Genomic DNA, 13,646 nt, shown 5'->3' with positions numbered 1-13,646 from the left:
GTTTTGCGTTGTCTATCAGAGGCGGAAGCCCTGATAGTTCTCGGTCCACTCTTGCTGCGCGACAAGGGCGGTTTTCAGTCGGCCGATCTGCTCGCGCACCTGTTGCGGCGCGGTACCGCCCCAGCCACTGCGGGCGGCGATGGCGGCTTCGAGGGTCAGGCTGTCGCGCACCTCAGGTGTCAGGCGCGGATCGATCTCGGCCAGCAGCGCCGGTGAGGCTTCCCACAGTTCGATGTCGTGTTTCTCACAGGCCTGGACCAATGCGCCGGTGATTTCATGCGCTTCCTTGAACGGCACGCCGCGCATCGCCAACCAGTCGGCGACTTCGGTGGCAAGGGTGAAACCCAGTGGTGCCTGACGGCGCAGTTCTTCGACGTTGACCTTCATGGTCGCGACCATCCCGGCCATGGCCGGCAGCACCAGCAGCAGGGTGTCGACGCTGTCGAGCACGCCGTTCTTGTCTTCGCTCAAGTCACGGTTGTAGGACAGCGGCAGGGATTTCAGCGTCGAGAGCAGGCCGGTCAGGTTGCCGATCAAGCGGCCAGCCTTGCCCCGGGCCAGTTCGGCGATGTCCGGGTTTTTCTTCTGCGGCATGATCGAACTGCCGGTGGCGTAGGCATCGTCCAGCGCGACCCAGCGAAATTGTCGCGACGACCACAGGCAGAATTCTTCGGCGAGGCGGGAAATGTTGATCCCGAGCATGCTGGCGATAAACAGGAATTCGGCGACGTGATCGCGGCTGGCCACGGCGTCGATGGAGTTTTCGCACACGCCGCTGTAGCCCATTTCCTTGGCCGACTGCTGGGGCAGGCGAGCGATGGCGGAACCGGCCATGGCCGCCGCACCCAGGGGCGACAGCGAGGTGCGTGCATCCCAGTCCACCAGACGCTGCACGTCGCGCAGCATCGATTGGGCGTGGGCCAGCAAGTGATGAGCGAAGACGATCGGCTGGGCCTGTTGCAGGTGAGTGAATCCCGGGCAGATGCTTTCGACGTGTCGCTCGGCCTGCTCCACCAGTGCTTGCTGCAAGGCCAGCACTTCAACGGCCAACGTACGGACGTGATCACGCAGGAACAGCCGCAGGTCGTTGGCGGTCTGGTCGTTGCGCGAACGGCCGGCGCGCAGCTTGCCGCCCAGTGCGCCGAGGCGTTCGGTCAACAGGCGCTCGATGAAGGTGTGCACGTCTTCGTCATCCAGGGTCGGCGCGATGCTGCCGGCACGGAAGTCATCACCGATGCGCTGCAGGGCGTCGAGCATGGTCTGGGTTTCCTGCTCACTCAGAAGACCGGCGCGCTGCAATTCCCGGGCATGCGCCTTGGAGCCGGCGAGGTCGTACGGGGTGAGGCGAAAGTAGCGCTCGGGGCAACGGGACAGCGCCGCCAAGGCTTCGGACGGGCCGCTCTTGAAGCGGGCACCCCAGAGACGGTCGGTGGTTTGAGACATTGTTGTTTTCCTCGTCGGTAACGCGAACTGATATCGGTGTGCAGAGCCTGAAACACTTCCCGGAAATTATTCGGGTGTGGTCATGGCCAAGCAGTATTCAAGAGGGCAGTTGCTAAAGGGCGAGAGCTGATCGAAGTGTCAGCTTTTAATAGTTCGAAATCAGTGAGTTGGCACTGATCGGCGGGATTTATTAACGGTTGCCAAGCCTTGTTTTCTGTGTTCATTATTATTAGCCAGCACTGTTTTTGTTGTTGGACACAGGTTGTTGAATAGGGCGCCAGAGGTAAATAAGCATTATGGAAACCCCACTTTCCAATTCCGGAAACCCGCCGTTAAAAACGGTACATCGGGCGCCGTTGGCCCTCAGCGGCCTGGACTTCAAACTGCTCAAAGTATTCAAGGCCGTGGTCGAGGCTGGCGGCTTCAGTGCGGCGCAGAATGAGCTGAACGTGGGCTTGGCGGCCATCAGCAAACAGATTTCCGACCTTGAGATTCGCATCGGCATGCGCCTGTGTACCCGGGGGCGGGAAGGGTTTCACCTGACCGAAGAAGGGCGCCTGGTGTATCAGGCCTCGATCGATTTATTTGCATCGGTCGATAACTTTCGTGATCGGCTTAGTTCGGCGCAGAATGAACTTATTGGCGACCTTGGGGTGGGCGTCATTGATAATACAATTACGGACTCGAATTCTCCGTTAGTTGCGGCGCTTAGAAGAATAAATGAAGAATCGCCGAAAGTAAGATTTCAACTTCAGGCATCGCAGTTAGATGAAGTGGAAAGAGGGGTGGTCGAGGGGCGGCTAGTGGCCGGGATCGTGCCGGTTTATCAAAAAAGAGAAGAGTTCGATTACTTCCCGCTGTATGAAGAACGCTCGTACGTGTATTGCGCTGTCGGTCATCCACTGTTCTCGGTGCCGGAGGCGGACATGGGCGGCAATGTGCTGCAGGATTACGAGTGCATCAACCACCGCTACGCGATCCATCGGGACAAACTGAATTTTGCCCGCTACGACAGCTTTTCCGCTTCGGCGACTCAAGTGGAAGCCGTGGCGCTGCTGGTCAAGACGGGGCGTTTCGTCGGTTTTCTGCCCGAGCATTACGCGGCAAACCTGGTGGCTCAGGGACAGTTTCGGGCGGTGCGTCCGGACCTGATCAACATCGTCACGCCGTTCAATCTGATCCTGCGCCACAACACTGTGCGCAGTCCGTTGGTGAAGGCGTTTGCCCAGGCGCTGGGGGTGGATTTGAAGGCGCCGGTTTAACCTCAAACGTAGGCGTTCAAGTGTGGTTAACAGTAACTAAAGGACAATACATGGATACGCAGGAGCTACTGCAGGCTGCGATCTTTGATCTTGCTCTTCAGCAACATCGAAACCATCAAAAGATCGCAGCCTGCGGCAGTTCCTACAAGGGCGGCGTGTGCAGCAATACGAAATCGTTCTTATCGAAACGTCCGCTCAATACCGGTGGCTGGGCACCCAGCGGAGTGCCTTGCAAGGCGTTGTAGTCGTTTCGGTCCATCATCAGCCAGGCCGGCCCCGAGAGGGCTTCCAGTTCCTGTGTCGATTCGGTGAACACCGGTTGAAAGTCCTGCTCGATATTGACCATGAACTTGATCGCCTTGGCGTCTTTGCCCATGCCGTGCAGCACCAACGGCGCCGGCGCTTTTTGAATCTCAGCGAACGCGGCTCGACTGAAGGCTTGCGTGTCGTAAAGCTGACGTTCGACCGGTTCATACACCAGGATATAAACCGACCACAGCGCCAGGACTGCGCAACAGGCCAGCACCTCGGCTCGCCAGTGAGCGCGGAACCAAGCCGCCAGTGTGATGACTTGCAGAGCCGCAAGCACGATCAATACCGGCACAAAGGCAGGAGGTTGTGCTGGCAGACTCCGCTGAATGATCAGCAATGCGACAATCAACACCCCCGGTATCACCAGCCACAGCCCTTGCATCAAACCCCGCAACCAACCGAATACCCGACCTTGCGCCACCTGAAACGGGTACGCCGCAATGATCGCCGCCATGGGCAGCATCGGCAGCAGGTAACGGGCCTTTTTCGCCTGGGGAATCGATAAGCCAATCATCACGATCAACCCGGCCGCCGTGCAGTATTGCAACAAGCGTAATGCCGGACCTGCCTGCCGTGGATTCGTCAGCCAGACCGCGGCCAATACCAGCAGTGCCAATGGATAAGCGAGCGCATAGTTGCCAAACGAAGCGGTGAAGTAATACAGCGAACCACTGACGCCTTCACTGCCGTCCATGCGCCCCATGAACTGCATGCGCACCACGTCATGCATGAAGGCCGTTCCACCACTGGCTTCGGCCAGCCACAGCAGCGCGCCGACGCACACCACCAACAACACCGCCGCCAGCAGGCCAAAACCGAACAACCGTGACCATTGGCGATTGAGCAGGTAGTAGCTGCACAACATACCGGTGGGGATAACCAGCCCGATCGGCCCGCGAATCCCGAAGCCCAACAGCAGCAGCACAAAAATCAGCGGCCACCGACGGGGCATCGCGAAATGATCGGCGGCGTACCCAAGGTAGAACACCGAAAAGGCCACGGCCGCCAGCATCAGGTCCTGGGATACGGCACGGGTTTCAGTGACAAATGTACTGGTGAGCAACATCAACGCGATGCTCAGCAGCGCCCAGCGTGTGGAGCAGGGCGCGACCAACCGGTACATCAACGTGACGATCACCGCAGCGCCGATGGCAGTCGGCAACCACGCGGTGAGGCTATTGACCTGACCGAACGGCAGGGACAACAGCCAGACAAACACCGTAGACAGCGCCGAGTAATCGGCATAGGGCTGGCCATAGGTGGTCGGGAAAAACGACGGCCCGTGGCGCAGCATCTCCTGGGCGAACAGCACGAACCGCGAATCGAAACCGATTGCTGTTTGCTGATAGACCCCTGCGATGAACAGCATGAACGTCAGCAGCCCGAACCCTAAGGACTGCCGACGAATGCCGGGCGATACCGTACTCACGCGACGCCTGAGGCCGATGGCCATTGCTGAAGGGGAATTGGCAATTTGCGGGATTCACCACGGCCCATCGGGAAATACAGGAAGCCGCTGCGGGCCAGGCGCTCTGCGTCGTACAGGTTACGTCCGTCGAAAATCACCGGTGCATTCAGGCGTTGCTGGATCAGGTCGAAGTCTGGCGCCTTGAACTGCTGCCATTCGGTGCAGATGATCAAGGCGTCGGCACCCGAAAGGACTGATTCCGGCGTGCCCATGAGCATCAGCTTCGGTTCGTCAGGATAAAGGTGTTGGGTTTCCTGCATGGCTTCCGGGTCGAACGCCCGTACATTGGCCCCCGCAGCCCACAGCGATTCCAGTAGCACCCGGCTCGGCGCATCGCGCATGTCGTCGGTGTTGGGCTTGAAGGCCAGGCCCCAAACGGCGAAGGTCTTGTCGCGCAAATCACCCTTGTAGAACGCGTTGATGCGTTCGAACAATTTGTGTTTCTGCCGCTCGTTGATGGCTTCCACCGCTTGCAGCAGGTCGCTGTTGCAGTGGGCTTCTTCGGCACTGTGGATCAGAGCGCGCATGTCCTTGGGGAAACACGAGCCGCCGTAACCGCAGCCGGGGTAGATGAAGTGGTAACCGATACGCGAGTCGGCACCGATGCCCAGCCGTACCGATTCGATGTCGGCACCCAGGTGTTCGGCCAATTCGGCGATCTGGTTGATGAAGCTGATTTTGGTCGCCAGCATGCAGTTGGCGGCGTATTTGGTCAGCTCGGCGCTGCGCAGGTCCATGAACATGACGCGGTCATGGTTGCGGTTGAACGGTGCATAGAGGTCGCGCATCACGTCGCGCACTTCATCGCCTTCACAGCCGATGATGATGCGGTCCGGGCGCCGGCAATCGGCCACGGCCGAACCTTCTTTCAAAAACTCCGGGTTGGAAACGATATCGAACTGCAGCTGACGGCCGGCCTTGAGCAGGTACTGGTCGATATGGGCGCGCAGCGTATCGCCGGTGCCCACCGGCACCGTGGATTTCTCCACCAGGATCACCGGCTGTTCACGATGACGCGCGACCGCTTCACCCACGGACAACACGTATTGCAGATCCGCCGAACCATCCTCCCGGGACGGTGTGCCGACGGCGATGAACAGCACCTGGCCATGTTGCACCGCGAACTTTTCGTCCGAGGTGAAGTGCAGCCGCTTGGCATCCAGGCTTTCACGCACCAGGCTGGCCAGCCCCGGCTCGAAGATGCTGACGTGGCCTTGTTGCAGCAACGCAACTTTTTTCTCGTCAATGTCCATGCACACTACGTCATGGCCGACTTCAGCCAGGACGGCGGCTTGCACCAGACCAACGTAACCGCTACCAAATACACTGATTTTCATGATGCACTCCTAAGTTCGGGCGCGCGAGCAGGTCGAGAATTAATAGTAATGACCCCCAGGATGACCAGCGCCACTCCCAGGGTTTTTGAAAGACTGAAGGATTCGTTGAACAGTGGCAGGCTGGCGGCCAGCACATACACCAGCGCGTAGCTGATGCTCAGCAGCGAATAGGCCCGACCCAGCGGCACATCCCGCAGGGCCGCGAGCCAGGTGAGCATCGACACGGCATAGGCGAGGATGGCGGCCAGTACGACAATCACAGCGGGCATATCGACGCTGCCGCTGCTCAAGGCCGCTAACCACTGTTCGGGATGTGGCAAGCGAGTCATGCTCCAGCGCATGCCCAACTGCGCGGCGGTGCCCAGCACTACGCTGCCCATGGCAAAGGCGATTCCGCGAGGCAGGCTCATGCGTGTTGCCCCAGCAACGCCACGCCACCAATCACCAGCGCCACGCCCAACCAGTGACGGCGGTCGATGACTTCGTGAAAGACGAAACGGGCGACCAGTGTGATCAGCACGAAATTCAGGCTGAGCATGGGATAGGCGATACCGACTTCGAGGCGCTGCAACACCAGCAGCCAGACCAGCAAGCCCAGCCCCAGAGAGGCGAGCGCCAGCCACAGCCAAGGCGAACGCAGTTTCTCGCCCCAACCCGAGGTCTTGCCACGCCAGCTTTCCACGGCGTACTTCTGGGCGATCTGGCCAAGGCAAGTCAGCAGGCAGGCGGTCAGGAGCAGCAACAGGCTCATGACGCATCCCGAGGGAAGATCAGGATCACCAGGTTGCCTTGTTCATAACGTTTGCCATCCTTGGGCAGCAGTTCGATTTCTTGCAGTTCGTCATCCCCTTTGACCCGCATCACCACGCCGACCGAACCACTCTGACGCGCTTCGCGCATCCACTGTTGCACGTGCTCGAGATCGACCCGCTGCTGTATTGCATCTGGATCAGGATAGTCGAGGCCGTATTTCAATTCGCCTATCGTGTTGTACAACGCCACCTCCGGGCGTTTCAAGCGCCAGGCCAGGGCCGAGGCAGCGCCCAGGTCGTTGCTCAACAGCTTGTCGGTCTGCGCCAGTTCCGGGGCGTGCTGGAGGATGAACTGGTCGGGCATCTTGTTAGCCACCACCGAATCCGGCATGCCGGCCGGCAGCACGCCGATCAGCAGCAAACTGCCAAAAGCCGGTGCCGCCCAGCATTGCAAGGGACGGAAGGCCTGCAGCAGGTTGGCCATGATCCAGCCGATCAACCCGATGAACACCAATACCAGGTTGTGCAGTTCGTGGGTGTACAGCGGTTTTTTCAGTTGCAGATAAACCAGCGCAATCAGGACGATCAGGCCCAGCGTCATGTTCAGCAGGCCATTGATCCCCAGCACCCGGCCTTGTTCCAGCTTCAGTCGGTCCGCCAGGGCATGGCCCAGCAACAACGCCAGAGGCAGCAGGCAGGGCATGATGTAGGTCGGCAGCTTGCCGTTGCTCAGGCTGAAAAACAGCAAGGGCATCAGCAACCACAGCAGCAGGAAAGCGATGTTGGCCTGACGCCGGGTCTGCCAGGCCTGTTTCAGCGCCGATGGCAGCAACGCCGCCCATGGCAGGCTGAACGCTACCAGCAGCGGCAGGTAGAACCACCATGGCGCATCGTGTTGGGCGTCATCCCCGGCGAAGCGGCGAATGTGTTCGTGCCAGAAGAAGAACCGCCAGTAATCGGGTTCCTGCGCGTGCACCGCCAAGGCCCACGGCAGGCTCACCGCGATGGCGACGATAATCGCCACCGGGCCGTAAGTCAGCAGTTCCCGCCAGCGTTTCTGCCAGAGCACCCAGGGCAGGGCGATCAACACCGGCAACGCCCAGGCGAGGAAGCCTTTGGTCATGAAACCCATGCCACAGGCAAGCCCCAGTACAGTCCAGCCGAGCAGACGCTGGCCACGGCTGGTGCTGTCCAGCGCAAACCACAAAGCCACCAGGCTCAGGTTTACCCAGAAGGTGAATTGCGGATCGAGGTTGGCGTAGCCGGCTTGCCCGGCGATGATCGCAAAGCTCATGTACAGCAGCGCACAGGCAAAACTCTTGCGCGGCTCGTTCCACAGCCGGTGAGCGATCAGATAACACAGCAACACGCTCAGCCCGGTACTCAGCACCGAGGCGATACGCACGCCAAACAGATTATCGCCAAACAGCGCCTGGCCGATGGCAATCATCCAGTAGCCCGCGATGGGTTTTTCGAAGTAACGCAGGCTCATGAAGTGCGGCGACACCCAGTTACCGCTCAGGAGCATGTCCTGGCTAATCTGGGCGTAACGGGTTTCGTCGGGAATCCATAGGCCGTGGGTGCCCAGTGGCAACAAGTACGCCAGCAGCAGAACGACCAGTAATAACGGCAATGCCCAGGGTTTGCTCATGCGCCTTGAACCCCTAGCCAACCTTCGCGACCCTCAAGGGTGCCGCGTACAACCCGGCCCTTCGGCAAGATGGCGGGGGCGTCGGGAAGCAAATTGCCCAAGGGCTGGAAATGAATATCACGTTGGCGAGCATCGGCCAATAATTGGCGAAAATCGTTGGCCATCAGAATCCCTTCTACTTCGGCATGGACAGTGTAGACATTGAGTTTTTGCGGGGAGAACCGCTCAAGAATGAAGGTGTTGAAGTCTTTGGCCGCAACGGTCGGGCCAACCACTTCGTCGAAGGTCGGCAGGTCCACCGGAATCTGCGGTGCGCCCAGACTACCATTGGTCAGGATTGGCTGGAACATATGCTGGCCTCGACAATCGCTGTTGTAGCGAAAGCCGAAACCTTGCTTGGCTTCGATCACACGCTCGTCCGCCCGCCAACCGGCGGATGCCGAGCATTCGACTTTTTGACCGAGGATGTCACTGAGGCTGTCGACGCCACGACGAATCTGCTCGATCAGTTGCGCCTGGCTCCAGCGTCCGGCATTGGCCTGCCAGCCGTGGTGATCCCAGGCGTGCAGGCCGACTTCATGCCCAGCCGCCTGGGCTTGACGCATCAGGTGCCCGAGGTCGCGACCGATCGGTTTGCCCGGCCACGCAGTGCCTGCCAACAAAATATCCCAGCCATACAGGCCGGCAGCGTTGGAACGAAGCATCTTCCAGAGAAACTGCGGACGGATAAGGCGCCACAAGTGGCGCCCCATGTTGTCTGGCCCGACGCTGAAGAAAAACGTCGCCTTGACCTGTGCTTCATCGAGCATTTCGAGTAACCGCGGCACCCCTTCACGGGTGCCTCGGTAGGTGTCGACATCGATTCGAAGGCCTGCCTGCATCAACGTTTTTTGTCCGCGATTTCGAGCATGGCCTCGCGCAGGAAGAAGTCCAGCGTGTTGCCGATGGTTTCCTTCATCTCCACGGTGGGTGCCCAGTCAAGCAGACGCTTGGCGTTGGCGATGCTCGGTTTGCGGTGAGACACGTCCTGATAGCCAGTGCCGTAGAAAGCCTTGCTTTCGATATCGCGGAAACCGGCGAATGGCGGGAAGTTGTCGCGCAACGGGTGAGCTTCGAACTGACGCAGCAGTTCTTCGCCCAGCTGACGAATGCTGGCTTCGTTGTCCGGGTTGCCGATGTTGATGATCTGGCCGTTGCAGACATCGTTGTCGTTGTCGATGATCCGCGCCAGGGCTTCGACGCCATCGGCGATGTCGGTGAAGCAGCGTTTTTGTTCGCCGCCGTCGAACAGGCGAATTGGCGTGCCTTCCACCAGGTTCAGGATCAACTGGGTGATGGCCCGGGAGCTGCCGATACGCGCCGAGTCCAGACGGTCCAGGCGTGGGCCCATCCAGTTGAAAGGGCGGAACAGGGTGAAGTTCAGGCCTTTCTGGCCGTAAGCCCAGATCACTCGGTCAAGCAGCTGCTTGGAGATCGAGTAGATCCAGCGTTGCTTGTTGATCGGCCCAACCACCAGGTTGGAGCTGTCTTCGTCGAAGTTGGCGTCCTGGCACATGCCATAGACTTCGGAGGTCGACGGGAAGATCACGCGCTTGTTGTATTTGACGCAGTAGCGAACCAGTTTCAGGTTCTCTTCGAAGTCCAGTTCGAATACACGCAGCGGATTGCGGGTGTATTCGATCGGCGTGGCGATCGCCACCAGCGGCAGGACCACGTCGCATTTCTTGATGTGGTACTCGATCCACTCCGAGTGGATGCTGATATCGCCTTCGACGAAGTGGAAGTTCGGATGGCTGCGCAGGCGCTCGATGGCGTCCGAGCCGATGTCCAGGCCGTACACTTCATAGCGGTCGTCACGCAGCAGGCGCTCGGACAGGTGATTGCCGATGAAGCCGTTGACGCCAAGGATCAGCACGCGGGTGCGACGCGGTGCACGGCCCGATTCGGCGCCACGCAGCACAGAACCGTCGACCAGCCCCAGCTCATTGGCCAGTTGTGGACCGCTGAGGTACAGGCCGTTGTCGTTGCGTTGGCCGGCGTTGACCACCAGCGAGTCTTCGCCGCAGGCGATGCGCAGCGGATCGACGCTGATAACCCGGCCTGGTGCCTGGCCTTCGTTGCCCTTGACGACATCCGCGCTCCAGACAATCAACTTGTGCTCGCCCACGGCACAGAACGCGCCCGGGTAAGGTTGGGTCACGGCGCGGACCAGATTGAACAGTTCTTCGGCAGGTTTACTCCAGACCAGTTTGCCGTCCGCCGGGGTGCGACGGCCAAACACTGTGGCTTTGGATTCGTCCTGTGGGGTTTCGCTGATTTTGCCCTGAAGCAAGGCAGGCAAGGTGTCGCGCAGCAGATCGCTGGCGGCCTGGCGCAATTTGGCGTGCAGGGTCAGCGCGGTGTCGGCGCGCTCGATCGCTACCCGCTCCTGGGCAATGATGGCGCCGGCATCGGCACGTTTGACCATGCGGTGCAGGGTCACGCCGGTCTCGGTTTCACCGTTGACCAGTACCCAGTTGGCCGGTGCGCGGCCACGGTAGCGAGGCAGCAACGAACCGTGCAGGTTGAAGGCGCCTTTGCTGGCCGTGGCCAACAGTGGTTCGCTCAGCAGGTTGCGGTAGTAGAACGAAAACAGGTACTCGGGATTGAGTTTGCTGATGCGCTCGATCCACAGCGGGTGGTTGGCGTCTTCCGGGGCATGCACCGGGATGCCTTTACGGGCGCACAGTTGCGCAACCGAGCCATAGAACGCATTTTCCTTCGGGTCATCGGGATGGGTGAACACGGCTGCAATCTCGAAACCGCTGGCAAGCAGGGATTCGATGCCGGCACAGCCAATATCGTGATAAGCGAAGACAACAGCTTTTGCACTCATGAGAGAACCTGATCTGAAGAAGTGGAAGTGAGACCGTCAACGGTGACAACGGGGGCAGGAGCAGAAGGGGTGCTACGTAAAACTTTTTCGATAAAGAACCGTGGACGTGCCCGGACGTCGCTGTACATGCGACCCAGGTACTCGCCCAGCAGGCCCATGCCAATGAATTGCCCGCCGGTGAAAACGAACAGTACGGCGAACAGGACGAACGTACCGCCGCCCGCCCAACCGGCGCCGAAAGCCATGCGCAGCACAATCAACGCGATGGCGAACAGCACGCCTAGGCCGGCCATGCCGAAGCCGACGATGCTCAGCAATCGCAGGGGCGTGGTCGTCATGCAGGTGATCAGATCGAACATCAGGTTGATCAGGCGCATCGGGCTGTATTTGGATTCGCCGTGTTCACGCTCGGCGTGGGTCACCAGAATTTCCGTGGTGTGCCGGGCGAAGCTGTTGGCCAGGATCGGGATGAACGTGCTGCGTTCGCGGCAGGCGAGCATGGCGTCGACGATGGTGCGGCGGTAGGCGCGCAGCATGCAGCCGTAGTCGCTCATGGCAACACCGGTGGAGCGTTGCACGGCAAGGTTGATCAGCTTCGACGGCCAGCGACGCAAGGCCGAGTCCTGACGGTTGTTGCGCACCGTGGCGACTACGTCATAGCCCAGTTCGGCCTGAGCCACCAGCCGCGGGATTTCTTCAGGCGGGTTCTGCAGGTCGGCATCGAGGGTGATCACCACGTCGCCCTTGCATTGTTCGAACCCTGCCATGATCGCCGCGTGCTGGCCGTAGTTGCGGTTGAGAATGACCGCCACCACCGGGCTGCCGTCGAGACTGGCCGCCTCCTCGAGGATTTGCGCCGAGTTGTCGCGGCTGCCGTCGTCGACCAACACAATTTCGTAGTCATGGTGCAGTTGCTGGCACGCCGCTTCGGTGCGCCGGAGCAACTCGGGCAGACTGTCCTCCTCGTTATAGACCGGGATGACGATTGATACGCAACGGATCGGATAAGGTTTCACAGGCTTCTGTCCAGTGTTTTTTCAATGGCGCCGACGACACGATCGACATCATCGGTGGTCATGTCGGGGAACAACGGGATCGAACACAGCCGCGCCGAGTTCCATTCGGTGTTGGGCAGGTAGATGTTGGGGAAACGCTGCCGGTAGTAAGTGTGCAGGTGGGTGGCGATGAAGTGAATACCTGTGCCGATGTTCTGTTCCTGCAACGCCTTCATGAACGCCTCGCGATCCAGCCCGCAACGTTCGGCGTCGATGCGCAGGATGAACAGATGCCAGGCGTGCTGTTGCGCATGGGCCGGAATGGCCAGCGGTTGCACCGGCAGGCCTTCAAGGCGTTGCAGGTAGGTCTGGGCCAGCTCTGTGCGCTTGGCGTTGATCGCGTCCAGGCGTTCCAGCTGAACCAGGGCGATGGCGGCATTGATGTCGGCCAGGTTGTACTTGAAGCCGGGTTCGATCACCTGGGCCTGGGGTTTGCGGCCGTGGGTGAGGCGGTCGTAGGCGTCGACGCCCAGGCCATGGAACTTGAGCATGCGTACCCGATTGGCCAGGGCTTCATCGTCGCTGACGAACATTGCGCCCTCGGCGCAGGTCATGTTCTTGATCGCGTGGAGCGAGAAGATCGCCGTGCCTTGGGCGCCGACATGCCGACCTTTATAGAAAGTGCCCGCTGCGTGAGCCGCGTCTTCGATGACGGTGATGCCATGTTTGTCGGCCAGAGCGTAGAGCGGATCGAGGTCGAATGCCGCGCCGGCGTAATGCACCGGAATGATTGCCTTGGTGCGAGGCGTGATCGCCGCTTCGATGCTCTCCAGGTCGCTCATCAACGTGTCGCGGTCAACGTCGACGAAAACCGGCGTCGCACCGAGCAGGCAGATCATGTTGGCGGTCGACACCCAGGTCTGGGACGGAGTGATGACTTCGTCACCGGGACCGATACCCAAGGCCAACAAAGTAATGTGCATGCCACCGGTGGCCGAGGACAATGCGACGGCATGCCGACAGCCGACATAGTTGGCGAAGTGTTCTTCCAGTTGCTGGTTTTTCGGCCCGGTAGTGATCCAGCCAGAGCGCAGTACTTGCTCTACCGCAGCAATTTCTTCATCGCCGATACTCGGGCGAGAGAAGGGGAGAAACGCCTGACTCATGGGCACCTCGGAACTGAAAAAAAATTAGACTATCAGGCTTGAACGTTGGATCCAACATCAGCGTAGACGCTAAAACAAAAGCGGCATCAAGCAGTTGCCAGTAATTTGTGACAAATTACATCGGTTGACTTTGCTTGTCATGCCCGGCGGGTTGGACGCTATCAAGACGCCATCTGTGATCCGTTGAGGGTAAGCGCGATTTTGTGAAAGGAACATGAAAAACCGGTAGGTGATTCGTTTTATTTCAAGCCCATACAGGCACTGTTCAGGCTTCTACCGGCTCATCGCATTTTTTGTAGGGAAAGGCGTACAGAAGTGTCTGCCTTGATGGACTTGCGCTGCATTGCTTAGTTGTTTTTTTGAATTGTTATATTCGGGGGCGATT

The 13,646-nt window shown here is 59.6% G+C and carries 11 protein-coding genes; 1 reads left to right on the top strand and 10 read right to left on the bottom strand.

The features are described from left to right. Positions 1-15 precede the first annotated feature (15 nt). Positions 16-1,443, bottom strand: coding sequence for an argininosuccinate lyase (gene argH, locus ACEN8R_RS10020; protein ID WP_018925825.1), 1,428 nt, complete (start codon positions 1,441-1,443; stop codon positions 16-18). 296 nt (positions 1,444-1,739) lie between these two features. Between argH and ACEN8R_RS10015 the strand changes: the two genes are divergently transcribed. Further along, positions 1,740-2,705, top strand: a complete 966-nt coding sequence (locus ACEN8R_RS10015) for a LysR family transcriptional regulator (RefSeq protein ID WP_026286387.1) — start codon at positions 1,740-1,742, stop codon at positions 2,703-2,705. 142 nt (positions 2,706-2,847) lie between these two features. Here the strand turns inward: ACEN8R_RS10015 and ACEN8R_RS10010 are convergent, their stop codons facing one another. Genes ACEN8R_RS10010 through arnB form a run of 9 tightly spaced genes read right to left on the bottom strand, consistent with a single transcriptional unit; the run spans position 2,848 to position 13,261 of the window. Beyond that, positions 2,848-4,470 (bottom strand): ArnT family glycosyltransferase, encoded by a 1,623-nt coding sequence (locus ACEN8R_RS10010; RefSeq protein ID WP_495624821.1) that lies wholly within the window; start codon positions 4,468-4,470, stop codon positions 2,848-2,850. After that, entirely contained in the window at positions 4,443-5,822 is a 1,380-nt protein-coding gene (locus ACEN8R_RS10005; RefSeq protein WP_018925828.1) for a UDP-glucose dehydrogenase family protein, read from the bottom strand. The genes ACEN8R_RS10010 and ACEN8R_RS10005 overlap by 28 nt, the downstream gene beginning before the upstream one ends. Further along, on the bottom strand, positions 5,819-6,232 hold the full coding sequence (gene arnF / locus ACEN8R_RS10000) for a 4-amino-4-deoxy-L-arabinose-phosphoundecaprenol flippase subunit ArnF (RefSeq protein WP_018925829.1): 414 nt from the start codon (positions 6,230-6,232) through the stop codon (positions 5,819-5,821). The genes ACEN8R_RS10005 and arnF overlap by 4 nt, the downstream gene beginning before the upstream one ends. Then, positions 6,229-6,573, bottom strand: coding sequence for a 4-amino-4-deoxy-L-arabinose-phosphoundecaprenol flippase subunit ArnE (gene arnE, locus ACEN8R_RS09995; RefSeq protein WP_018925830.1), 345 nt, complete (start codon positions 6,571-6,573; stop codon positions 6,229-6,231). Before arnE ends, arnF begins: the two co-directional genes overlap by 4 nt. Then, on the bottom strand, positions 6,570-8,225 hold the full coding sequence (arnT, locus tag ACEN8R_RS09990) for a lipid IV(A) 4-amino-4-deoxy-L-arabinosyltransferase (protein WP_018925831.1): 1,656 nt from the start codon (positions 8,223-8,225) through the stop codon (positions 6,570-6,572). Before arnT ends, arnE begins: the two co-directional genes overlap by 4 nt. After that, positions 8,222-9,106, bottom strand: a complete 885-nt coding sequence (arnD, locus tag ACEN8R_RS09985; protein ID WP_018925832.1) for a 4-deoxy-4-formamido-L-arabinose-phosphoundecaprenol deformylase — start codon at positions 9,104-9,106, stop codon at positions 8,222-8,224. Before arnD ends, arnT begins: the two co-directional genes overlap by 4 nt. Then, positions 9,106-11,100, bottom strand: coding sequence for a bifunctional UDP-4-amino-4-deoxy-L-arabinose formyltransferase/UDP-glucuronic acid oxidase ArnA (gene arnA, locus ACEN8R_RS09980; protein WP_018925833.1), 1,995 nt, complete (start codon positions 11,098-11,100; stop codon positions 9,106-9,108). The genes arnD and arnA overlap by 1 nt, the downstream gene beginning before the upstream one ends. Continuing rightward, positions 11,097-12,116 carry an undecaprenyl-phosphate 4-deoxy-4-formamido-L-arabinose transferase gene (gene arnC, locus ACEN8R_RS09975; RefSeq protein WP_018925834.1) on the bottom strand — a complete coding sequence of 340 codons (1,020 nt, stop codon included), beginning with the start codon at positions 12,114-12,116 and terminating at the stop codon, positions 11,097-11,099. The genes arnA and arnC overlap by 4 nt, the downstream gene beginning before the upstream one ends. Further along, the gene (arnB, locus tag ACEN8R_RS09970) at positions 12,113-13,261 is read right to left on the bottom strand and encodes a UDP-4-amino-4-deoxy-L-arabinose aminotransferase (RefSeq protein WP_495624820.1); all 1,149 of its coding nucleotides are present in this window, start codon (positions 13,259-13,261) and stop codon (positions 12,113-12,115) included. The genes arnC and arnB overlap by 4 nt, the downstream gene beginning before the upstream one ends. Between the last annotated feature and the right edge of the window lie 385 nt (positions 13,262-13,646).

This window comes from Pseudomonas sp. Pseusp15 (assembly GCF_059492165.1).
The sequence above is the reverse complement of the archived record's forward strand: the minus strand, read 5'-3'. Positions and strand labels throughout refer to the sequence as shown.